Origin of the sequence: Pedobacter sp. SYSU D00535, assembly GCF_017355855.1 — a bacterium.
Taxonomy (GTDB): domain Bacteria; phylum Bacteroidota; class Bacteroidia; order Sphingobacteriales; family Sphingobacteriaceae; genus Desertivirga.
This window is the reverse complement of the sequence record NZ_JAFEWD010000012.1, coordinates 82,501-103,440: the sequence shown is the minus strand read 5'-3', so window position 1 is coordinate 103,440 and position 20,940 is coordinate 82,501. Positions and strand designations below refer to the sequence as shown.

General features: G+C 43.6%; 21 protein-coding genes. 9 read left to right on the top strand and 12 right to left on the bottom strand.

Annotated features, from left to right (window positions below; genetic code table 11):
• The first annotated feature begins 21 nt into the window (after positions 1-21).
• The 5 genes from J4N23_RS18230 (at position 22) to phoU (ending at position 4,295) form a co-directional block, all read left to right on the top strand.
• On the top strand, positions 22-1,038 hold the full coding sequence (locus J4N23_RS18230) for a PstS family phosphate ABC transporter substrate-binding protein (protein WP_207429271.1): 1,017 nt from the start codon (positions 22-24) through the stop codon (positions 1,036-1,038).
• Positions 1,039-1,106: 68 nt separating this feature from the next.
• Positions 1,107-1,985, top strand: coding sequence for a phosphate ABC transporter permease subunit PstC (gene pstC, locus J4N23_RS18225; protein ID WP_207429270.1), 879 nt, complete (start codon positions 1,107-1,109; stop codon positions 1,983-1,985).
• Positions 1,978-2,835 carry a phosphate ABC transporter permease PstA gene (pstA, locus tag J4N23_RS18220; RefSeq protein WP_207429269.1) on the top strand — a complete coding sequence of 286 codons (858 nt, stop codon included), beginning with the start codon at positions 1,978-1,980 and terminating at the stop codon, positions 2,833-2,835. Before pstC ends, pstA begins: the two co-directional genes overlap by 8 nt.
• A 9-nt stretch (positions 2,836-2,844) precedes the next feature.
• Positions 2,845-3,597: a phosphate ABC transporter ATP-binding protein PstB gene (gene pstB / locus J4N23_RS18215; protein WP_207429268.1), complete on the top strand. Its 753-nt coding sequence runs from the start codon at positions 2,845-2,847 to the stop codon at positions 3,595-3,597.
• Between the two features lie 20 nt (positions 3,598-3,617).
• Positions 3,618-4,295 (top strand): phosphate signaling complex protein PhoU, encoded by a 678-nt coding sequence (phoU, locus tag J4N23_RS18210; RefSeq protein WP_207429267.1) that lies wholly within the window; start codon positions 3,618-3,620, stop codon positions 4,293-4,295.
• A gap of 74 nt (positions 4,296-4,369) precedes the next feature.
• Here the strand turns inward: phoU and J4N23_RS18205 are convergent, their stop codons facing one another.
• The 6 genes from J4N23_RS18205 to J4N23_RS18180 all read right to left on the bottom strand — a co-directional run bounded on the left by J4N23_RS18205 (position 4,370) and on the right by J4N23_RS18180 (position 11,681).
• Entirely contained in the window at positions 4,370-4,957 is a 588-nt protein-coding gene (locus J4N23_RS18205) for a hypothetical protein (protein WP_207429266.1), read from the bottom strand.
• 22 nt (positions 4,958-4,979) lie between these two features.
• A complete protein-coding gene (locus tag J4N23_RS18200) occupies positions 4,980-6,080 on the bottom strand; it encodes a polysaccharide deacetylase family protein (RefSeq protein WP_207429265.1) in 1,101 nt (366 codons plus the stop codon).
• 197 nt (positions 6,081-6,277) lie between these two features.
• On the bottom strand, positions 6,278-8,581 hold the full coding sequence (locus tag J4N23_RS18195; protein WP_207429264.1) for a TonB-dependent receptor: 2,304 nt from the start codon (positions 8,579-8,581) through the stop codon (positions 6,278-6,280).
• A gap of 133 nt (positions 8,582-8,714) precedes the next feature.
• Positions 8,715-9,053 (bottom strand): hypothetical protein, encoded by a 339-nt coding sequence (locus J4N23_RS18190; RefSeq protein WP_207429263.1) that lies wholly within the window; start codon positions 9,051-9,053, stop codon positions 8,715-8,717.
• A 42-nt stretch (positions 9,054-9,095) separates the two neighbouring features.
• On the bottom strand, positions 9,096-9,827 hold the full coding sequence (locus J4N23_RS18185; RefSeq protein WP_207429262.1) for a response regulator transcription factor: 732 nt from the start codon (positions 9,825-9,827) through the stop codon (positions 9,096-9,098).
• 18 nt (positions 9,828-9,845) lie between these two features.
• Positions 9,846-11,681 carry a sensor histidine kinase KdpD gene (locus J4N23_RS18180; RefSeq protein WP_207429261.1) on the bottom strand — a complete coding sequence of 612 codons (1,836 nt, stop codon included), beginning with the start codon at positions 11,679-11,681 and terminating at the stop codon, positions 9,846-9,848.
• A 143-nt stretch (positions 11,682-11,824) separates the two neighbouring features.
• On the opposite strand from J4N23_RS18180, the gene J4N23_RS18175 reads away from it, so the two are divergent.
• Positions 11,825-12,754 (top strand): T9SS type A sorting domain-containing protein, encoded by a 930-nt coding sequence (locus J4N23_RS18175; protein ID WP_207429260.1) that lies wholly within the window; start codon positions 11,825-11,827, stop codon positions 12,752-12,754.
• A 75-nt stretch (positions 12,755-12,829) separates the two neighbouring features.
• Here J4N23_RS18175 and J4N23_RS18170 read toward each other — a convergent pair whose 3' ends face one another.
• Complete coding sequence (locus J4N23_RS18170) at positions 12,830-13,192, bottom strand: DUF3127 domain-containing protein (RefSeq protein ID WP_207429259.1); 363 nt, start codon at positions 13,190-13,192, stop codon at positions 12,830-12,832.
• A gap of 65 nt (positions 13,193-13,257) precedes the next feature.
• Between J4N23_RS18170 and J4N23_RS18165 the strand changes: the two genes are divergently transcribed.
• On the top strand, positions 13,258-14,448 hold the full coding sequence (locus J4N23_RS18165; protein ID WP_207429258.1) for a class I SAM-dependent RNA methyltransferase: 1,191 nt from the start codon (positions 13,258-13,260) through the stop codon (positions 14,446-14,448).
• An 18-nt stretch (positions 14,449-14,466) separates the two neighbouring features.
• Here the strand turns inward: J4N23_RS18165 and hisS are convergent, their stop codons facing one another.
• Complete coding sequence (hisS, locus tag J4N23_RS18160) at positions 14,467-15,849, bottom strand: histidine--tRNA ligase (RefSeq protein ID WP_207429257.1); 1,383 nt, start codon at positions 15,847-15,849, stop codon at positions 14,467-14,469.
• A gap of 165 nt (positions 15,850-16,014) precedes the next feature.
• Here hisS and J4N23_RS18155 point away from each other — a divergent pair, with 165 nt between their 5' ends.
• The gene (locus J4N23_RS18155; RefSeq protein WP_207429256.1) at positions 16,015-16,860 is read left to right on the top strand and encodes a hypothetical protein; all 846 of its coding nucleotides are present in this window, start codon (positions 16,015-16,017) and stop codon (positions 16,858-16,860) included.
• Between the two features lie 9 nt (positions 16,861-16,869).
• Positions 16,870-17,460, top strand: a complete 591-nt coding sequence (locus J4N23_RS18150; RefSeq protein ID WP_207429255.1) for a hypothetical protein — start codon at positions 16,870-16,872, stop codon at positions 17,458-17,460.
• Between the two features lie 159 nt (positions 17,461-17,619).
• On the opposite strand, the gene J4N23_RS18145 is transcribed toward J4N23_RS18150, so the two are convergent.
• The 4 genes from J4N23_RS18145 to fumC all read right to left on the bottom strand — a co-directional run bounded on the left by J4N23_RS18145 (position 17,620) and on the right by fumC (position 20,801).
• Positions 17,620-18,060: a low molecular weight protein-tyrosine-phosphatase gene (locus J4N23_RS18145; RefSeq protein WP_207429254.1), complete on the bottom strand. Its 441-nt coding sequence runs from the start codon at positions 18,058-18,060 to the stop codon at positions 17,620-17,622.
• A 1-nt stretch (position 18,061) separates the two neighbouring features.
• Positions 18,062-18,856, bottom strand: coding sequence for a S1/P1 nuclease (locus tag J4N23_RS18140; protein ID WP_207429253.1), 795 nt, complete (start codon positions 18,854-18,856; stop codon positions 18,062-18,064).
• A gap of 5 nt (positions 18,857-18,861) precedes the next feature.
• Positions 18,862-19,314, bottom strand: a complete 453-nt coding sequence (locus tag J4N23_RS18135; protein WP_242689284.1) for a fumarate hydratase — start codon at positions 19,312-19,314, stop codon at positions 18,862-18,864.
• Between the two features lie 89 nt (positions 19,315-19,403).
• Complete coding sequence (gene fumC / locus J4N23_RS18130) at positions 19,404-20,801, bottom strand: class II fumarate hydratase (protein ID WP_207429251.1); 1,398 nt, start codon at positions 20,799-20,801, stop codon at positions 19,404-19,406.
• Positions 20,802-20,940 lie beyond the last annotated feature (139 nt).

Genomic DNA, 20,940 nt, shown 5'->3' with positions numbered 1-20,940 from the left:
TTGCAAAATCAAAAAACAGAGATGAAGAAACTAATTTTAATGTTGAACATTCTTATTGTCCTTGCTGCTTGCGGTGGCAAAAATAATAAGACTACTTCCGGAGGTGAATCCGGAGAAGTTAAAATAGATGGATCAAGTACGGTATATCCGCTGTCGGAAGCTGTGGCCGAAGAGTTCAGAAACGAAGCACCCGATGTAAGGGTTACTGTAGGAGAGTCGGGTACCGGTGGAGGTTTCAAAAAGTTCTCCCGGGGAGAAATTGATATTAACGATGCTTCCCGTCCGATCTCATCAGAGGAAGTAGAAGCAATGAAACAGTCAGGAATCGATTTTATCGAGCTGCCTGTAGCATATGATGGTTTGGCAGTAGTAGTAAATAAAGAGAATGATTTCGTAGATTACCTGACAGTAGAAGAGCTTAAGAAATTATGGGAACCAGCAGCACAGGGTAAAATCAAAACCTGGAATCAGGTGCGCGCCTCTTTCCCTAATCAACCTATCAATCTTTATGGAGCTGGAACTGCTTCAGGTACTTATGATTATTTCACCGAGGCAATTGTTGGAAAAGCTAAATCATCCAGAGGAGATTATAACGCTAGTGAAGACGACAATGTACTTGTAAAAGGTGTATCTTCCGACAAAAATGCTTTGGGATATTTTGGCTTAGCTTACTATCAAAATAATGCGGACAAATTGAAGTTGATCCCGATCGATGATAAAGACGACTCGAACGGTAAAGGCCCAATCCTGCCTACTATTGAAACAGTAAGCAACGGTACTTATCAGCCGCTTGCCCGCCCTGAGTTTATCTACGTAAATGCCAAGTCAGCTGATCGTCCCGCAGTGAAATCTTTCGTAGAATTTTACTTGAAAAATGCAGGTGAATTGGCGAAAGAAGTAGGTTCGGTAGCGTTGCCTGCAGAAGTTTATGAACTTGCATTGAAAAAGTTTCAAAACAAAAAAACAGGTACTGTTTTCGGCAGCGGACAAAATACGGTAGGCGTAAACATGGCCGACCTTTTAAAAGCAGAAAAATAAAATACGCTTTAACATATCGACAAGCTTCCCGTTCTTGTATCGGGAAGTTTTTTGTATAAACAGGAACGATGTTAAAATTTAAAGAAAAAGCGATTGAAAGCTTTTTGATTCTTTGCAGTCTGGTTACAGTTTTTACCACGCTTGGAATTGTTTTAGTGCTTGCTACCGAATCGGTTCGTTTTTTTCAGGAAGTATCTATCGTAGAATTTTTCACAGGAACCGAGTGGACTCCTCTTTTTGCTGAAAAACGGTTCGGTATACTGCCCCTTGTTTGTGGTACGCTTTTAACAACAGTTATTGCTATTGCAGTGGCTCTTCCCTTAGGCTTAACTATAGCAATTTACCTTAATGAGTATGCACATCCGAAGTTCACGGCGTTTGTTAAGCCCACGTTAGAGGTGCTTGCAGCCGTTCCAACAGTAGTTTATGGTTTCTTTGCTTTAACATTTGTTACGCCCCTCCTGCAGTCGTTCATCCCTAACCTTTCAGGTTTCAACGCACTATCTGCAGGTTTGGTAATGGGGGTGATGATTATTCCCTATATCTCTTCCCTAAGTGAAGATGCATTGCGGGCGGTTCCGAAATCATTGAGAGAAGCGGCCTACGGAATGGGATCAACACGGTTGCAGACGGCTTTTCGGGTAATGGTGCCCGCAGCTTCCTCTGGGATCATTGTGTCGGTGATTCTTGCTATCTCCCGGGCTATTGGAGAAACAATGATTGTAGCCGTAGCAGCAGGGCAGGAGCCGCGACTTACACTAAATCCCATCCACTCCATTGAAACTATTACCACTTATATTGTTCAGGTAAGTATGGGAGATGTACCCCGGAATTCTTTAGAGTACAGCACGATTTTCTCGGCAGGTATCACATTGTTTATCTTCACCTTTATCCTAAATAACGTCAGTTTTTTCATCAAGAAAAAGTTCCAGCAGAAGTATGAATAGTTCGCAAATCAATAAGATCAAGAACCTTGGGTTTAAGTCTTTTGCAATTGTCTGCACATTTCTCGGTCTGGTTGTGCTTGCGGTGCTTCTCTATGTGGTGTTTTCACAGGGGCTTTCAAGAATAGACTGGGACTTCATCACCAGTCTCCCTTCACGCCGGGCATCTAGTGCAGGAATTTATACTGCCCTTTTTGGAATGGTTTGGATTTTGGTGCTTACTGTAATTATTGCCTTTCCTATCGGGATGGCAGCGGGCATCTACCTGCAGGAATACGGTAAAAAAAACTGGTTCACCAACTTCATTGAAGTAAATATCGCCAACCTCGCTGGAGTCCCTTCTATCATTTACGGTATTCTGGGCTTGGAGTTGTTCGGCCGGGTGCTGGGACTGGGCAACAGTATTTTGACGGGAGCTCTTACGCTCTCGCTCCTGATCCTGCCCATCATCATCGTTTCTACACGGGAGGCGATAAAAGCTGTACCAAAGTCGCTGCGGGAAGCCTCTTATGGTTTAGGAGCAACTAAGTGGCAAACCATCAGTAATGTTGTTCTTCCTTCGGCTTTCGGGGGCATCATGACCGGACTGATTTTGGCAATCTCAAGAGCGATTGGAGAGACTGCTCCACTAATTGTTATTGGCGCCTTGGTATATGTTCCTTTCGTTCCAGAGGGCCCAATGGACGAATTTACTGTCTTAACAATTCAAATATTCAACTGGGTTACACGTCCGCAAGCAGGGTTCGTAACCAATGCAGCAGCAGCTATTATTATTCTTCTAATGTTTACCTTTATGATGAATGGTATTGCGGTGCTGATCAGAAGCAGATATAACAAAAAAACCAAGTTTTAAGAAATTAGAATGTATAAGCTCGAGGCTAGAAGCGTTAATTTATACTACGGAGAAAAACATGCACTGAAAAACATTAGTATGGCCATCGAGGCCAATACAGTGACGGCCTTTATTGGTCCTTCAGGTTGCGGAAAATCTACTTTTTTAAGATGCTTTAACAGGATGAATGACCTGATCGACAATGTTAAGATCACGGGCGATATCTTGATTGATGGCAGAAACGTTTATAAAAGTAAGATCGACGTAGATGAGCACCGGAAGAAAATTGGTATGGTGTTCCAAAAACCCAATCCTTTTCCAAAAAACATTTACGAAAACGTAGCTTATGGCCTGCGGATAAAAGGTGTAAATAATAAGGCAGTTTTGGATGAGGCAGTAGAACGTTCTCTGAAACAGGCCGCATTATGGGAGGAAGTCAAAGATGATTTGAAAAAATCGGCCTTGTCTCTGTCGGGAGGACAGCAACAACGACTTTGTATTGCTCGGGCGATGGCCGTAGAGCCTTCAGTGATTTTAATGGATGAGCCGGCTTCTGCGCTGGATCCGATATCCACCTCTAAAATTGAAGATTTAATTTACGAGTTGAAGAGTAAATACACTATCGTTATTGTAACACATAATATGCAGCAGGCAGCGCGGATTAGCGATAAAACAGCTTTCTTCTACCTTGGTGAGCTGATTGAGTACAACCAAACTGCAACCATGTTTACGAATCCAAGCAAAGAACAAACCCAAAACTATATTACCGGACGTTTCGGTTAACAATTTTAAACGAACTAATTATGACCCACTTAGAAGAAGAGCTAAATCGTCTTCGGGATGAGATGATAGAAATGGCAGATCTGGTGACTTCTCAGATTCAGAAAAGCCTGCAAGCCCTGGTTGAGGAGGATATTGACTTGGCCCGGGAGGTGATTTTTAACGAAAAGCGCGTAAACGCATTCGAGCTCTCTGTTGATAAGGACTGTGAAAATATACTTGCCTTGCTAAATCCTTTTGCCGCTGATATGCGCTTCGTGTTTGCTACTTTAAAGATCAATACGAATTTTGAGCGTATAGGGGACAGCGCCGAAGGGATTGCGCAATACTTGCTTATGGCCGGTAAATGTTTTGACAAGGAGCTCCTGGAAGACTGCCGGTTCTTTGAAATGGCGGACACAGTAAACGAAATGTTGCAGTCTATTTCAAAAGCTTACGCCGATAATGACGCGAAACTTGCCCGCACTGTCTTTAAACAAGATATGATTCTTGATGAAGTAAATAAGGCAGCTACTGATAACATCGCCCTTTACATCAACAAAAGGCCTGAGAACATATACCAGGCTTTGTATCTTCTAACGGTGATTCGGAAATTGGAACGCGTAGGAGATCACATCACCAATATCGCTGAAGAAATTATTTTCCATCTTGAAGCTAAGGTGTTGAAACACGTTAAAAAATCCGTAAAAGAAGAGGAATAGGATATCGGAAGGTTAATCAGGATGGAGTCTCGTCCCATACTGATTAACCTGTTTTATCCTGTGTTTTTTCAAACCTAGAACTTGGTTATCCCTTCTGCACTTTTAAGCTCCTGTATACTGCTATAGATTTTGTAGGGAAAGTTATAAGGGAACTCGCACTTCGCTGCTTCCAGCGCTTGCTTTTTTGAATCAGTTAATGTGTAAGTAGAATCTAGTACCGCAAAATTCTGGTCGTAATACTTAGTTAAAGATTCAAGAGCGGCTCCGCTGGTACACTTGCTTTTTAAAAAATTATTCTGCCGCTGGAAGACGATCAGGTTGCCTTGTTGGTCATAGTAGTTCTTGTAAGCAATAAACCAGTTGTTGCTTTCACTAAAAGGAAGAACTGCGACGTACAAAACTTTGCCACTGCCGTCTTTCAATACATTATAAGTTGTTTCTATCCCTGCAGGGTAGCGTTTCCCTTTAATTTCCACCACCTCTTTCTTCCCTTTCAACTTAGCAAAGACGAGCAGCGATTCATCGCTCATTAAGCTGTCTATCCTATACTTCTGTTGCTTCAGGCTGTCCACTTTCGCTGTATTCTTATTTTCTACTTTGGAATTAGTACAGCTGGCAACGCTGAAAAGCGCAAGTATCACAATGAATTGTAGTGCTTTCATATTTACTATCAAAGTCAAGGTACTAATTGTTTTCAGCGGTCTGCAGCTCTTCTTTCACCCAGCGCACGTTATATTTTTTCTCCAGCCCTGGCTTCAACTGATCTTTCAGCTTTTCGGGCGCAGTGATTGTTTTTGGATCTCCATCAGACACATAACGAGTTTTATGCTTGATTTGACTTTTCATGAACGTTTCCGGATTTTCTGTATGCTCGCCTGCCTGAACCCTTTGAATGGCCAGGGGATTAAAGTCCTTCGAGTAAGGAGAAACTGAGCTGACAGAGCCTACCAAAAGAACGGCCTCGTGGTTGTACTTTGTGCCTTCAAATTCTCCTTTTGATTCAAGGGCCCGGTTCTTTGCATGAGCACCCAAAGGAAGCGCCATTGTGCGCACCTCATAGTTCGGTAAAAATTCCCGGATCTCTTTTACGAACATGGAAAGGTGCTTTTGTACCTCTGCATCACTCAGCTTTGAGAGCATAGAGTGGTACCAGTTATGACTTCCGATTTCGTAGCCATTTTTTACAAGCCACTCCAACTTTTGCTTTTTATATTCTGGCTGGGCAAATAAGCGAAGGGTGGGTTTGATAGCGGGCAGTACGTAAAAACTGGCGGTAAGAGGAAAGTCCTTATGCTTCTTTTTAAAATCTTCCATAATTCCTACTGCACATTCGGGGTCAATTACCAGTAGGCCGTTCTTCTCCAGATAACGGAACTGACCGGCACTGGAATCATCAAACGTCAACGCGAAAGGGGTTTTTCCAGCAGGAACATTCAAATTACCTTTTGCAATATCCAAGACAGATACCGGGTAGAAATCGTTGTCATATAACATCTGCAAATCTTTACGAAAGTTCTCAGGTGTTCGTCTCCATCTGTCTTCCGGATAGCCAATCAGGTGGTACTCCAACACCATCACCTTGCCCAGCTCGTTCGCTTCAAATTGAGCGTTAGCTGGTGGAGCTACGGAGCTTACAGAGGTAGCACTGTCCACTAGACTGGCAATTGCAGCTGCGGTGCTATCATTTGAAGCAATAGCTTTACCTGTATTTTCAGAGCAGGAGGTATTTAAAAAACTGGAAACGGCCAGAGCGCCGAGTAAAAATTTGGTAGCTGTTCTATTCATTGTTTTTGGTTTCTTTTTCCAAGGATTGTTATACGCGACTCAAACGTCATAGTTGATAAAAATATATAAAGGTGGAAAGATATGGTCGCGTTTTTTTGTTGTAGAAAATGCGGTAGCTGAAGGGAAGGAGGGATTAAGGACTTGTAACGGAAGCAGGGCCAAGCCTTCATAGAGATGCACAGCCCTGTTTTTACAAATTATTTAGTTAATGTAAACGGCAGGTGCAGGCCCACCATTACGTTTCTGCCTTGATTAAATATACCCTGCGGTTTCAGTCGGTTAAGGTGATCCACGTACTGTCTGTCAAGAATATTAGTGGCAGTGATATAAAGCCGAAGCGCCTGTGCTCCCAATTTCACGCTAGTTCCAACAGAGGCATTAAGAAGTGTATACCCCGAGGTTGCTGTTTCAAATTCGGGATCGAATTGATTCTGCCTGAAAAAGTTGTCAATGCCGACTGACATCCAGCTATTGCTTAAGGTTTTAGACCTGATTTCGGGCTCGATGCGAAGTTCGTTTCTCAGTACCGGTGCCGGCATGAAGGGTAGGTGGTTTCCAGTAGCCCTGTTTTTCCCTCTGGTTATTGAAAAGCTGTTTTCCAGGTGAATCAGCGTATTTGGATGTAAGGTTAAACCTGCTTCCAGACCGTAAAGATTTGCATTGTCCTGCACGTATCGATAGACGGGAAGGCCCCCTTCTACTCCATCAATGGTTTCCCCCGCTAATTGTCGCTGATAAATGTAGTTATCGATATAGTTATTGTACAGATTGAAGTGGGCATCCACGCGGCTGGTGTGATATTCCAGGGCTGCATCCGCATAAAAGCTCCGCTCCGAATTCAGTGCAGGATTTCCAATCTCGTACCGGAAGGTGCCTTCGTGTACACCGTTTGAGCTTAATTCAGCAATATTGGGTGCTCTGAAAGCCGACCCGATATTAGCCTTAATATTTAAAGTTTCCCCGAAGTTATGTGTCAGCCCCACTGCACCGCTGATATTGGAGAAGTTGTTGGTGAAGCTAGCGAAGCGCTGCTCGCCGTCTTCGAGAAGCTCTGTGCCTTCAAAATTCCGGTAGTCGAACCGCAGGCCCGCATTTGCGCTGGTATTTGTCCAGGACTTTCTAATGTAGGCAAAAGCGCCGTAATCTTCGCTCTTATAGTCCGGAATCAGGTATTCTTCCGCTCTGTTTCTACTATTTTGGAAGGAGCCCGAAATACCTATTACCGGTTCCCATCCCGTATTTTCCTCAAAGTAATACTTGAAATCGTAATTGTAGGTATTGAGGTCAAAGAACAGGGAGGGATCAGTTGTACTTTCTTCTAATTCCCGGCGCTCGTTGTTTTGATAGCCGAGGGTGGAACGAAGTCTGCCTTTGGAGAACAGGAAGTGGTTATTCAGGGCCAGCTTGTAGTGTCGTACATCCTGGTAGGGCAAGCGGAGCGACCGTGAGGTAGTGCCGTTGAAAAATTCGGGCTCGTGATGTTCCTCTTCTTCCTCCTCATGCTCTTCTTCGTCATGATGGTGCCCGTGTCCGGGGATTCCTATCTTACTTTGATAACTAGACAGGTTAAGGTGAGTATAACCCCAACTCTTATTCAACCCTAATTGTCCTGAGAAGTTAGTTTCATTAAAGGCACTGTTTGCTATGCGGCCGCCAGGTGTGTTATAATCGTACGCGTTTTTGTAGCTTCCCCGGGCCAGCCAGACAAAGCCGTTGTTATTACCCTGAATCATGGCAGAATTGCCACTAAGGCCGTTATTACTGGCGTAATTGCTTATCACCTCTCCACGGATTTGCCCCGAAGGCGCTGGAAGAGGATCTAAGATGTTGATGACACCCCCCATAGCATCAGACCCATAAACCAAACTTGCAGCTCCCCTTAAAATTTCTACACGCTGCGCCTGATACTGGTCTATCTCTATGCCGTGCTCATCACCCCATTGTTGTCCTTCCTGCTTTACCCCGTCGGCAAGGGTAATGACACGGTTATAGCTTAACCCTCTAATTACAGGTTTAGAAGCGGCACCCGTAGTAATTTGAGAAACTCCCGGAACCCTGGAAATTGCATCGATAATATTTGTGGACGGACGGCTCAGCATCTCTTCCTTGTTTAGGGACGTGACCGAGGTGCTATTGGTCCTGTTGTCGACACTGGATAATGTCCCTGTAACCACCACTTCGTGCACTTCTATGATGCTTGGTTGAAGGCTGAAATTGATGTTCGCTGAAGTACTAAGATCTACCATCTGTGTTTCTGTCTTGTATCCGACGTACCGGACTTCAATCAGAAAACGACCGCGGGCAGGGATCCTCGCAAAAGTATATTCGCCATTTTCATCAGTAGAGGTAGAAATTCGGAGTTCGGAGATAGAGACACTTGCGCCGGCCAAAGGAGCTCCGGTGTTTGCATCGGTAACTTTTCCACTAATAGCCAGCACCGAGGCTGCGACGCTGTTGATCGTAAGAATGATCAAAAAGAATAATGATGAAATTATTTTCATTGAATAGGAGACTTCGGGCGACTAAGTTGTGCGCCCATGATTTTGTGTGTGTTAAAATATGGGCTATGAGCCCTATGACTAAAAAAGGGATCTGTTAAAATACAGATTATAAAGTAGTTAAATAAGCAGAATATTAGTGAGCTGGAGGGCCTCGGAGGTAGGAGATAAGCCGGTCGAAGAAAAATCCGGCAACTCTGTTTTCTGTAAGTATCCTTACCAGGATTGGCTCTTCTGCGTGGTCTGACTTGGTAACGGTGGTGAAGTTTTTGTCTATGTGAAATGCACAAAGCCAGCAGGAGCTAGCTTTTTTCGACAAGTGGGCTTTATGTGAACAGACACCCTGGGAGGAATCAGAACAACTTACCGCTTCTTCGGTGTGATGGTGAAAAAGATCAAAAGGGATAGCTACAGCCGAGAAGCAAAGCAACAGCAGGCTCGATAGCAGTATCCGTATTGACTTTTTCTTAATCATGTCTCGGGAGGAACAAAATTAAAGAAAAAAAGTTGCGTAATGTCAGTTTACAATCAACTTATAACCTTTTCCGTGTACGTTTATAATCTCCACTTTGGGATCATCTTTAAGGTATTTCCGCAATTTGCTGAGGAAAACATCCATACTACGGCCATTAAAGTAATTATCGTCGTGCCAGATGCTAAGCAGCGCCTCTTCACGGGTAAGCACGTGGTTTTTCTTTAAACACAACAACCGTAGGAGCTCAGCCTCTTTCGTGGACACCTTTTGTTGTTGTTCGTCTTTTTTGATCACCTGGGCAGTGTAATCAAACTGATAGTCACCAATCTCGAATTTATCTTGTTGCTCCTGTTCGACGTTCTTCTCCTGGTTGGCTACCCGTTTTAGCAGCGCGTTTATGCGAAGAAGAAGTTCCTCGATGCGGAAGGGTTTTGTAATGTAGTCATCACCTCCTAAAGTAAAAGCCTCCGACTTATCTTCGATCATTGTTTTCGCTGTGGCGAAAATGATGGGAATGAAGGGGTTTACTTTTCGGATCTCTTTTCCCAGTGTAAAGCCGTCTTTCTTCGGCATCATCACATCAAGAATGCAAAGGTCAAAGCTTTCCTTGCTGAACATACGAGCTCCCTCGTCCCCGTCTTTCGCCAAGGTAACCTGATACTTACCTTTCAGTTGCAGGTAGTCCTGCAGGAGCAAGCCGAGGTTTGGGTCGTCTTCTACCAATAAAATCTTCTGACCTTTTCCTGCCTCCGCAGGATGCGCTGTTGCTGACATATAATTCAATGCTAGTATCTATTGTGTCGGGAAAATTATTTCAAATTCTGAACCTTTATCCTTTTCACTTTTAACCCGAATATTGCCATGGTGTCTTTTTACAATGTTGCTGACGTAACTCAGGCCGAGCCCAAATCCTTTAACATCATGTAAATTTCCTGTAGGGATGCGGTAAAACTGCTCAAATATTTTTGAGAGCTGGTCTTTGCTCATTCCTATCCCCTTATCTCTTACCCTGATCACCAGATTCTTTCCACTGTTCTGCGTGGTGATAGTGATCTTCGGATGATCGTTACTGTACTTTAAGGCATTATCGATAAGGTTGAATATTACATTGCTAAGATGTAATTCATCACCTTTTACACAGGCATGTGCAGCGTCAAGTTGCAGATCCACTACTGCTTCTTTTTTCTGAAACTGCAGTTCCATACTATCGGTAATGGCTGCGATCAACTCATTCATCTCCACGGGTTTGAAGTCCAGCTTCAAATCGCCTTTGTCGATTTTTGCGATATTCAAAACCCGCTCGATGTGGTTGCCCAGGCGGACATTTTCATCATAGATTATGCCAGCCAAACGGTTTATCCTCGATCTGTCTTCTGTTAACTCAGGGTCTTTCAATGCCTCGCTGGCAATCATAATGGTAGCGACAGGCGTTTTAAACTCGTGCGTCATGTTGTTGATGAAGTCGGTCTTCATTTCGGAGATCTTCTTCTGCCGCAGAATGAGGTGAATTGTAAATCCGAAACAGAATAACAGCACCAGCAGCAAAGAGGCGGAGGAGATCATCATGGCTCCAAGATTCGACATGATCACCGAGTTTTTTTGAGGGAAAGTCACCATAAGCATACCCGCGTCCCTGATCATATCATTAGGGAAGAGCACCGTTTTATAGGTGTTGTAGGGTTCAAAGGTGTAAGCATTGTTGGATGCTTTGATGAAGATGAGGCTATCCTTTCGCGCCGAGGTCACCTGATAAGCATAGTCAATATTCACACCCTGATTTTGAAATTCAGCTCTTAGCATGGAGTCCAGAAATATGAGGTTGATCCTTTTCTGAATCGGGATGTTCACTTCCTGCATTTCAGTTGCCAGGTCTTCAAGCATTCCTTTTTTCTTCACTAAACGCACCGAGTCAAGATACTTTTTTACTTTGCTGGCATGCTCTTTCTTGCTACGTTCCAGTTCCCTGATGGCACTCTCGCTGAGTGTTTTGATTTTCGGTTTAACGCTTGTTACTATTTGCGGTCCTTTTACCGGATCAAGCACCAAGTATCTTTTAATCGAATCAATCCTTTCACTAACAGCTTTTGCTTCGGCGTTAACTCGGGGAACTACTCGTGTAATGGCCCGCTGATGTACTCCTCCAAACTGGTCTTCAAATTCGGCGACATCAATTTTTACATCAATCTGAATCTGATCCTCATCCTCCGGCTCATTTACTGCCACTACATAAGGATACTTAGAGCGAAGGATACTGTCCCTCACGGCAAAAATGCTGTCGGCTATTCGCTGTTCTTTTCTTAGTAAATAGGCATATCTGTCTTTGTGAGACATTCCCTGGTTCTTACGCTCTTTTCTCGGTTTATTAGCTTCTTTCGCCTTCGCTAAGAATAGTTGCTTTTCCCGGAGAACTTCCTCATCGTCTTCCTGAACCCGTTTTTTCAAAAAATCGTAAGCCTCATATTTCTCAATTTTGGCGGCAACTTTAGATAGGGCCTGATTCACCGACTGATCAAACAGTTGCGACTTAAGTGTATATGATTGCTTTAGATAGTAGAGCTGCATAGCCATTACCCCCAGCAATGCCACACTCATCAAGCCAATAATCAGACTAATACTTCTCTTCTTCATCGAGGATAATTGATTAAGGAATGGTCCTTCCTACAAAAGTACGTAAGCTCCTGTTGCAGAACCTGCTTTTAACAATTTTTAACAAGGCCTTAACAAAATAAGGTTTTCGCCACAGGTAAATTCGTATTAAATACTTAAACGTCATGAAACAGCTTTTATTTAATCTTTTGATTTTTAGTCTGATATCGGCCCTAGGCCTTCCAGAGGTGAAGGGACAAGATAAAAAACGCCTGGACAGGACGATCATCATTAAGGATGGCGACACTATTGTGAATGGGAAGTCCCTGACTCAGCTAGACAAAGCAGAAAGGAGTAGAGTGCAAAAGGAGTTTAAAGATTTCGATAAAAAGTTAAGACAAGAGATGGTGGTGAAACCAAAGCAGGACAAAGAAGACGTCTTAATACAGCGCTTTAAAGACATCCCTGAGATAAGATTAAATCTGGACGGAGACACCGCTAGGACCAGATTTTTCAAATTCAAAGCTCCTCAAGACGTTTTGACTTTGCACGCTGACACGGTTTTGCTAATGGATGGAGAAAAATTTGTGAAGCGGTTCAAAGACCTCGACAGCCTCTCCAAGAGGATTGCCTTGCTTCCCCGTGGCGATATTAGCGTAAGAATTCCAAATGCATTCAGAGAACATACCGGTTTTTCCGATCGTCCCATCATTCGTCCATTCCGGGAAAGGGAGAACTCGCAATCCTTTGATTACAGCAATACGGATAAGAACGGCTACACCACTCGCATGCATATTACATTAAGTGATGTGTCTGCGAGTGAAATGAAAGAGATTACAGGCTCAGAGCAGAATGTTAATTCATTGGCAGTTGAGGATTTCGTGATCTATCCTAATTTTTCTTCTGGAAGTATGAGCGTTTCCTTTGCTCTTCCCGAAAAAAAAGCTGCGGTAGTAAAAATCACTGACTCAGAAAAGAAACAGCTCCTGTCGGAGAAAATAGCTGGCTCAGTTGCTACTTTTAGTGGGAAGGTGAACATGAGTAAAAACGGGATTTATTATATATCTATAAACCAAAGTGGGAAGTGGTTTGTCAAAAGGGTGGTTAAAGAATAATTGTTTCGCCTGAGGGATAAATAGAAAAAGCTCCAACCGCGAGGGATGGAGCTTTTTTATTAGGTCAAATTTATCTTAGAAAGGAAGATCATCGTCGCCTGGCGCAGAGCTGATGTCCATTGGAGGAACATACTCAGGAGCTCCCGCAGGTTGTTGACCACTTAGCACGTTAATTCTCCAAACTACAAGTGTGTTGAAATAGGCAGTTTTTCCGTTACGGTCTGTCCATGGGCGGCCGCGCAGGTTGAAAAATACCTCTACCTGATCACCAACTTTTAAATTGTCAAACAGGTTCACTTTATCTTGTAAAGCCTCGAACTTTATGTATTCAGGGTATTGAGGGTTTTCCGCATACTCTATAACCACTTCTCTTTTCTTAAAAGTATCGGTTACGTTCATAACCGGAGATACCTCGTGAACTTTTCCTTTAATATCCATTTCAATAATTCTAAAAAATCAAAACCAAAGCTGGCAATTTTAATTGATTAACTTCGCACAATATTATGCAAGTTTTCAACACCAACAGTAGGATTATAGTAACGTGCAATAAGCGCTTATCGCCTTATCTTGTTAAAGAAATTGAAGAATTAGGGTATAAACCGGTAAGGGTTTTTGCAACAGGCGTGGAGCTGGAAGGTAGCGTAAACGACTGTATACCACTTAATCTGAATCTGCGCTGTGCCAGCCAGGTGCTTTATTCATTAGGGACTTTTACTGCACCAACTCCTACTCATCTGTACAACGAACTTGTACAAATTGAATGGGAAGAGCTAATCGACGTAATGGGATACTTTTCTGTTACCTCAGTTGTAAATAACGAACATATTTCTACTCCCCTTTTTGCTAACGTAAAGGTAAAAGATGCTATTGTAGATCGAATCAAAGAGAAAAAGGGGGTAAGACCGAATTCGGGACCGGAGCTTAATAAAACGGTGGTTAACCTGTATTGGCAGGGCGATAAGGCAGAGATCTTTTTGGATACTTCGGGAGAGACGCTTTCAAAGCACGGGTACCGAAAAATCCCTGGTAAGGCGCCAATGCTTGAAGCTCTTGCTGCATCGACCATTATGGCCACTAAGTGGGATCAAAAGAGCCCTTTTATTAATCCTATGTGCGGTTCTGGTACCCTTGCTATTGAAGCAGCATTACTTGCTACTGATAAAAGTCCAGGCCTGTTCCGTATGAATTACGCTTTTATGCACATCATTGGGTATGACGAGCAGGTGTTTTTTGCGGAAAGAAGGAAACTTAAAGACAAGGCTAAAAAGCAGGTCGATTTTAAGATAATCGCCTCAGATATTTCTGCAGACGCTGTCGATGTTGCTCAACGCAACGCTAAAACCGCAGGGGTGGATCAGCTGATCGAATTCCATGTGTGTGATTTTGCCGAAACCCCGGTTCCTCAGGGAGAACAAGGCGTTATCATGTTTAATCCGGAATATGGCGAAAGACTTGGGGTGCATTCTAAGCTGGAGGCTACCTATAAGAGAATGGGTGACTACATGAAGCAGGAGTGTAAAGGATACAGTGGTTATATTTTCACAGGCAATCCGGACCTCGCGAAGAAAATAGGTTTGAAGGCTGCCAGAAGAATTGAGTTTTACAATGGAAAGCTGGACTGCCGCTTGCTCGAATATGAACTGTATGAAGGAACTAAAAGGCAGGATAAGAAAGAGGAGCCTTATCAGTTTTAAAGCTCCCCTTATTGATAGTTAGTCAACTAGTTTTCTGATTATCTGGTCAATCGGCAATTTTTCCTGTTCGCCACTTCGCATGTTTTTCAGCGTGAGCTGTCCCGATTGCATCTCATCGCTGCCGATTAGAATTACGAACGGAATCTGTTTATTATCTGCATAGCTCATCTGTTTTTTGATTTTTGCAGCTGTTGGGTAGAGCTCTGCAGCAATGCCTTTGGTCCTCAGCTGCTGAAGAAGCGGCAGGGCATAAACCTCTGCTTCCGGATCGAAATTAGTTATAAGGACTTTGGTGGTTTCTGCGGTATTCTCCGGAAAGAGTTGCAGTTCTTCTAACACATCGTAAATACGGTCGGCACCAAAAGAAATCCCCACACCCGTTAATTTCTCCCTTGAGCCAAAAACACCTGTCAAGTCGTCGTATCGTCCGCCGCCCCCGATACTTCCCATAGCGACCTCGTTGGTTTTCACTTCGAAAATAGCACCTGTGTAATAGTTGAGTCCCCGGGCTAGCGTAATGTCCAATTCAACCGCCGTAAGCAACTGGTCAGCACTAACTAGCTTTTTCAAATAATAAAAAATCGACTCGATCTCTTCGATTCCTTTCAAACCGGTCGCCGAGCTTGATAATACTTCTTTGAGGCTTTCAAGTTTTTCTTCATTGCTTCCCTGTAGAAGAATAACCGGTTTAAGTTTGTCTATATCTGCCGGTGTAAATCCTCGTTCAAGTAGTTCTTTGGTTACACCTTCCAATCCAATCTTATCCAGTTTGTCGATCGCAACGGTCATTTCCACAATCAGCTCTGGCTTTCCAATTATTTCGGCAATTCCTGATAAGATTTTCCGGTTGTTGATCTTAATAGTGAAGTCTTTCAGGCCGAGCTTAGTTAAAGCCTCATTGTAGATTAGGATAAACTCCGCTTCATTAAGTAGGCTTTCGGAGCCCACCACGTCCGCATCGCACTGATAAAACTCCCGGTAACGGCCTTTCTGCGGCCGGTCTGCCCGCCACACTGGTTGTACCTGAAAACGTTTGAACGGAAAGGAAATTTCGTTGTGGTGCATCACCACATAGCGGGCAAAAGGTACAGTAAGATCGTAACGGAGCGCTTTTTCTGAAATTTTGGGTGTGACTGATTTCGCATCTAGGCCCGTAGCGCCCAGGTTTACGTCTTTCAAAAAATCACCTGAGTTAAGTATCTTGAAAATCAGCTTGTCGCCCTCATCTCCGTACTTCCCCATCAGCGTCTCCAGATTCTCCATGGAAGGAGTTTGAATTTCCTGATATCCGTATTTTCTAAAAACTGCTTTAATTGTGTCGAAGATGTAGTTACGTTTCACCATTTCTACTGGTGAAAAATCTCTGGTTCCTTTTGGAACAGAGGGTCTGATGTTTGCCATGCCGCAAAAGTACAAAAGCTGGGCTGTTGCCGAAAATTATCTACATAGCACCGTATTTCAAGCCGCTAAAATTTTTTTCTTCTTTTTCTTGTAGCACATAGGGTATGCCCCTCGTCTTACACAAGCATCAATGCCTTTGAATCACTAACGTTAAACTTAAAACTTATGTTGAAATTGAAAACCATTTTCCCTTGTCTGTTACTGATCGGAGCGATCAGCCTTCAGGCGAATGGTCAGGGACTTATGCAGCGTATCAAGCAAAAAGCCTCTGACGCTGCCGAAAAAAAGGTGGACGACCTTCTAAATGGGAAGAAGAAGGAAAAAGAAAGCGAGAGTTCTGGTTCTAATCAGGGGAACGGAAACGGGACGTCTGGATCAGGTTCTGGAGCGTTCGGAAGCACTGGGAATTCTAGTGGTAGTGGGTCGCCGCGTAATAGAGGAGGTGCGGGACTGGTAACAACCCCTCCGGATGTAAAAGAAAATTTGAACGCAGCAGAGTCGGCGTTCAAGTCCTCCAGCTTTGGGGAAGCCCGCTACGCACTGCAACAGGCTATGCTTGGCGTAGAAATGGAAATCGGACAAGATCTTTTGAAATCATTACCTGAAGCAGTATCAGGATTACCTAAGCAAACAGAAAAGGACCAGGTAACAAGTAATGGTTGGGGCTGGGCTGGTCTTACTATCCATCGTGAATATATGAAGGACGACAAGCAATTGAGTCTTACGATAGCCAATAATTCAGTAATGATGTCGGCTATTAATTTATTTCTAACTAATGGAGCTTATGCTCAAACGACAGGAGGCGATCAGAAGTGGAAGCAAACTAAGTTGAAAGGGCACCGGGCAGTGATTGAATTTGATGAAAGCTCGGGCTATAAATTGACAGTACCAATGGGTCAATCCTCATTAATCGTGTTCGAGGGAATCAACTTTTCAACCGAGCAGGAAGTGATGACGGCCGCTTCACAATTCGATATTGACAGAATTAAAAAAACTTTGGGAGAACAATAATCACTGCATATGAAAAAGACATTTCTACTGATCGGTTGCTTTTTAGCCCTGACTACTGCTAAGGCTCAGGATTTCAATAAACACCTCTCAACAGCACGGACGTCATACAGTTCGAACAAGTTGAGTGAAGCAAGGTTCGCCATGCAGCAAATGCTGCAAGAGTTAGATATTATGGCTGGAAAAGAAATCCTAAAACTACTTCCCGCTAAATTAGAAGCACTTAATTCTGTTACAAGCAACGATAACGTTAGTGGAGCATCCGGCTTCGCCGGAATCGTTATCCACCGGGAGTACGGAGCAGGAGAGAAAAAAGCGTCTATCGACATCATCGGCAACTCGCCCCTTATGGCCTCAGTAAACGCTATCCTTGCCTTGCCTTTTGTTGGTGCCGGAGGCAATCAGAAAGTTATCAAGCTGGAAGGCTATAAAGCATTGCTGGAAAAGAGCGTTGATTCTGAAACGAACAAAGAATCCTATGAAATTAAATTGCCTCTCAACTCTTCTTTGTTAACGCTTAAGGCCGATGGCGTTACTGAAGAGGAGATAAAGAAGTTTGCGGCTGGCGTACCGGTTGCCCAGTTGGTAAAAGCCCTGCAATAATCTTTCATCTAAATAAACGCGGCCTCTGGGTATCCAGGGGCTTTTTTGTTCCCAGGCCTTAACCAAGCCCCGCTTTTCTCCCCCGAAAGAGGTTGTATTCGAGAAAGTTTCAAATTTCTCTTGCTTTAAGTTTAGAAACGGTTTGTTTTTATTTGTGGTTTATTTAGACAGTTCTTCATTAATGATTTCTCTGCATCCTTTCTCGATCATCTGAAAAACTGCGTCGAATTGATCATCCTCGTAGTAGGGATCAGGAACCACTTCTTTGTTCAGTAGAAGCCTTACTTTTTGTTTGTCTTCTTCTGACCGTGCCTGAGCCAGCACATCTCGCAAGTTCATCTTGTCCATCACATAGATCCGGTCGAACTCGTCAAAGTCGCTTGCGGAAAACTGTCGGCAGCATTGGGAGGAGATGTCTATTCCATATTTTTTTGCTATCGCGATGGAACGACGATCAGGAGGTGATCCGATATGCCAATCTCCAGTACCTGCAGAATCCACATCCCAGTTCAGCCCTTTTTCCTTTACCACATGCTCCATAATTCCATGAGCAAGGGGAGACCGGCAAATGTTGCCTAAGCAAACCATTAAGATCTTCATACTAGCTGCCAAAAATGTTGTTCAGTAATCCGGCTAACCTTACCCCACCTTTCAAAAGCTGCTGATCAACAGTTTTGATATGATCGAAGTTATAACGGAAACTGTATTTTTGATTCTTTTCTGCTTCCTTGTAAAGTTCATCCGCCAGCACATACGATTCGAACACCCATTTACTCATATCGTCGCTCTGCCAGGTTTTTACCTGCTGTTTGCTGGGATGATTAATCGCATTAGCGTATTCGGTATAACTCAACTGCTGAAATTCGATCAGGTCTGAATCCCAAAGGCTGTGGAGATTCATCTGTTTGTTGAACCAGGTCACCCTGATCTCATTACCACCCTGATCTTCAGCTCTTCCCACATGCATAGGTTGATGGAGGTCTCCAACCAAATGGACCAGGATGCGAAGGTACATCAGCTTTAGTTCTGGCGGAGTTGCCTTTTTCTTAAGCTCGCTGCTAACAAAGTTAATCTTTGTATACACATTCGTTGTCGTGTCCTTCTTCAAATATTCCTGCACTTGAGGGTAACTTAAATTTTGAGCAAAATTGATATAGTGCCAGTTGTTTAAGTACCTGAAACTAGGATCAGATTTAATGAAATCCATCCAGTTAGCTTCCATCGCCAACGAAGAGGAACCAAGTATTTTCGCGATTTCCTTTCTCGTTTTTGCGTTCAAATGCGTTTCTGCAACTTGTCCTACAATTCGGTGCCCTAACATTCCCCAAGCCATGCTGTTGAATGGGACATATATAAGTAATGCGAGCGCCAGGGATTTTTTAAGAATATTTTTCATGTCTTCTAAAGAGGTTGTGGTACGCAGTTAATCCTTTTTTTCAATTTTAGCGTAACAGGCATGTTTTGCTGCAAATGTTGTAACTCAATTTTACCTGAAGAAGTATTTTTTATTAAAAAAACCGGTAAATACTGGCCAATCCGGTAGCAACCAGACAGCTTTTGCTTGTAATTTGACTTAGTAAACGTCCCCAGCAAGTAAAGAGTATCGTTACTAACCAGGTAATTTCCCTTGGCATACTCGCTCCACTCGCCTTCGTTAAAGCAGCTATCAGCGTAATAATTTACCTTAGCTCGGGTATTCAGCGTCACGTAGAAAGAGTCGCAGGTGAATTTTATATGATGTTTGGTATAAACCAAAAGACTGTCTGCGAAGTCGACCGGTTCTTCTTCCCAAAGGCCTTGTAAAAAATCCGTCCCCCGCTCCTGGTAGTTCGGCTTGAATTTGCAGGACAACAAAAAGAGACAATTAAAAAGTATCAGGAAACAACAACTTCTCATATAAAAAGTACCCCCCTCCGAGTCGAAGGGGGGTGTTAGCTTTGCGGTTATTTTAAACCACCAATCATATCTTCTGGGCGTACCCACTCGTCAAACTGCTCGTTAGTGAGCAATCCAAGTTCAAGGGCAGCTTCACGAAGTGATTTGTTTTCTTTATGTGCCTTTTTGGCAATTTTGGCTGCGTTCTCGTAACCAATATGGGGGTTCAGGGCTGTAACTAGCATAAGCGAGTTCTCCACGTGTTTTTTGATTCCCTCATAATTTGGCTCGATGCCAACTGCGCAGTGATCATTGAAGGAAACACAAACGTCTCCAATTAACCGCGCTGACTGTAGGAAGTTCGCTGCAATAACCGGCTTAAAGACATTTAGCTCGTAATGACCATTAGAGCCGCCAATCGAGATCGCAACATCGTTCCCCATTACCTGGGTTGCTACCATCGTCATTGCCTCGTTTTGGGTAGGATTTACCTTTCCAGGCATGATTGAAGAACCCGGCTCATTTTCCGGAATAAATAATTCACCAATACCAGAGCGGGGACCAGAAGCCAGCATACGAATATCGTTCGCTATTTTCATCAATGATACAGCTATTTGCTTCAAAGCGCCATGGGTCTCTACCATTGCATCGTGAGCAGCCAGCGCCTCGAATTTATTTTCCGCCGTACGGAAGGGAAGACCAGTGAATTGAGCGATATACTCGGCCACCTTGACATCGTAACCTTTTGGTGTGTTAATTCCAGTACCAACTGCAGTTCCTCCCAGGGCTAATTCAGCCAGGTGATCTAAGGTGTTTCTTAGAGCTTTCAAACCGTGATTTAGCTGAGAAACATATCCCGAAAACTCCTGTCCTAAGGTTAGGGGAGTGGCGTCCATCAGGTGAGTCCGGCCTATCTTAACAATATCTTTGAATTGCTCTGCTTTAGCCTGCAGTGTATCTCTTAGCTTTTCAATGCCTGGGATAGTCACTTCCATCACCATTTTGTATGCCGCAATGTGCATTGCAGTAGGGTAAGTGTCGTTAGATGACTGTGATTTGTTCACGTCGTCATTCGGGTGGACAAAGGTCTTGCCTTCTCCCAACTTGTTTCCCTGCAGCACATGCGCGCGGTTAGCAACTACCTCGTTCACGTTCATGTTCGACTGGGTGCCTGATCCCGTTTGCCATATCACCAGAGGAAATTCGTCTCTTAGCTTACCCGCTAAAATTTCGTCACAAACCTGTGCAATCAGATCTCTTTTTTCTGCTGGTAACACGCCGCAGTCAGTGTTAGTATAAGCAGCCGCCTTTTTAAGGTAGGCAAAGGCCTCAATTATTTCCTGAGGCATAGAAGCTTCAGGTCCAATTTTGAAATTGTTTCTTGATCGTTCAGTCTGGGCGCCCCAATATTTGTCTGCAGGAACCTGCACGTCGCCCATCGTATCGCGTTCTATTCTGAAAGTCATTGTTTTAGGAATTTTGTCGGCGCAAACTTAGATAAAATTTTCCGTGCGCCTTAAATTTTTGAGGCCCCATAATGTAAAAAATCTATCATTCTGCAACTTGAGCCGTTTTCCCTCCGTTCACTGACTTCCTAAAATAATC

Excerpts from the sequence above, each read along its gene's own strand:
- J4N23_RS18230 (WP_207429271.1), top strand. The coding sequence starts at position 22 with ATGAAGAAACTAATTTTAATGTTGAACATTCTTATTGTCCTTGCTGCT.
- pstC (WP_207429270.1), top strand. The coding sequence starts at position 1,107 with ATGTTAAAATTTAAAGAAAAAGCGATTGAAAGCTTTTTGATTCTTTGC.
- pstA (WP_207429269.1), top strand. The coding sequence starts at position 1,978 with ATGAATAGTTCGCAAATCAATAAGATCAAGAACCTTGGGTTTAAGTCT.
- pstB (WP_207429268.1), top strand. The coding sequence starts at position 2,845 with ATGTATAAGCTCGAGGCTAGAAGCGTTAATTTATACTACGGAGAAAAA.
- phoU (WP_207429267.1), top strand. The coding sequence starts at position 3,618 with ATGACCCACTTAGAAGAAGAGCTAAATCGTCTTCGGGATGAGATGATA.
- J4N23_RS18205 (WP_207429266.1), bottom strand. The coding sequence starts at position 4,957 with ATGAAAGCACTACAATTCATTGTGATACTTGCGCTTTTCAGCGTTGCC.
- J4N23_RS18200 (WP_207429265.1), bottom strand. The coding sequence starts at position 6,080 with ATGAATAGAACAGCTACCAAATTTTTACTCGGCGCTCTGGCCGTTTCC.
- J4N23_RS18195 (WP_207429264.1), bottom strand. The coding sequence starts at position 8,581 with ATGAAAATAATTTCATCATTATTCTTTTTGATCATTCTTACGATCAAC.
- J4N23_RS18190 (WP_207429263.1), bottom strand. The coding sequence starts at position 9,053 with ATGATTAAGAAAAAGTCAATACGGATACTGCTATCGAGCCTGCTGTTG.
- J4N23_RS18185 (WP_207429262.1), bottom strand. The coding sequence starts at position 9,827 with ATGTCAGCAACAGCGCATCCTGCGGAGGCAGGAAAAGGTCAGAAGATT.
- J4N23_RS18180 (WP_207429261.1), bottom strand. The coding sequence starts at position 11,681 with ATGAAGAAGAGAAGTATTAGTCTGATTATTGGCTTGATGAGTGTGGCA.
- J4N23_RS18175 (WP_207429260.1), top strand. The coding sequence starts at position 11,825 with ATGAAACAGCTTTTATTTAATCTTTTGATTTTTAGTCTGATATCGGCC.
- J4N23_RS18170 (WP_207429259.1), bottom strand. The coding sequence starts at position 13,192 with ATGGATATTAAAGGAAAAGTTCACGAGGTATCTCCGGTTATGAACGTA.
- J4N23_RS18165 (WP_207429258.1), top strand. The coding sequence starts at position 13,258 with ATGCAAGTTTTCAACACCAACAGTAGGATTATAGTAACGTGCAATAAG.
- hisS (WP_207429257.1), bottom strand. The coding sequence starts at position 15,849 with ATGGCAAACATCAGACCCTCTGTTCCAAAAGGAACCAGAGATTTTTCA.
- J4N23_RS18155 (WP_207429256.1), top strand. The coding sequence starts at position 16,015 with ATGTTGAAATTGAAAACCATTTTCCCTTGTCTGTTACTGATCGGAGCG.
- J4N23_RS18150 (WP_207429255.1), top strand. The coding sequence starts at position 16,870 with ATGAAAAAGACATTTCTACTGATCGGTTGCTTTTTAGCCCTGACTACT.
- J4N23_RS18145 (WP_207429254.1), bottom strand. The coding sequence starts at position 18,060 with ATGAAGATCTTAATGGTTTGCTTAGGCAACATTTGCCGGTCTCCCCTT.
- J4N23_RS18140 (WP_207429253.1), bottom strand. The coding sequence starts at position 18,856 with ATGAAAAATATTCTTAAAAAATCCCTGGCGCTCGCATTACTTATATAT.
- fumC (WP_207429251.1), bottom strand. The coding sequence starts at position 20,801 with ATGACTTTCAGAATAGAACGCGATACGATGGGCGACGTGCAGGTTCCT.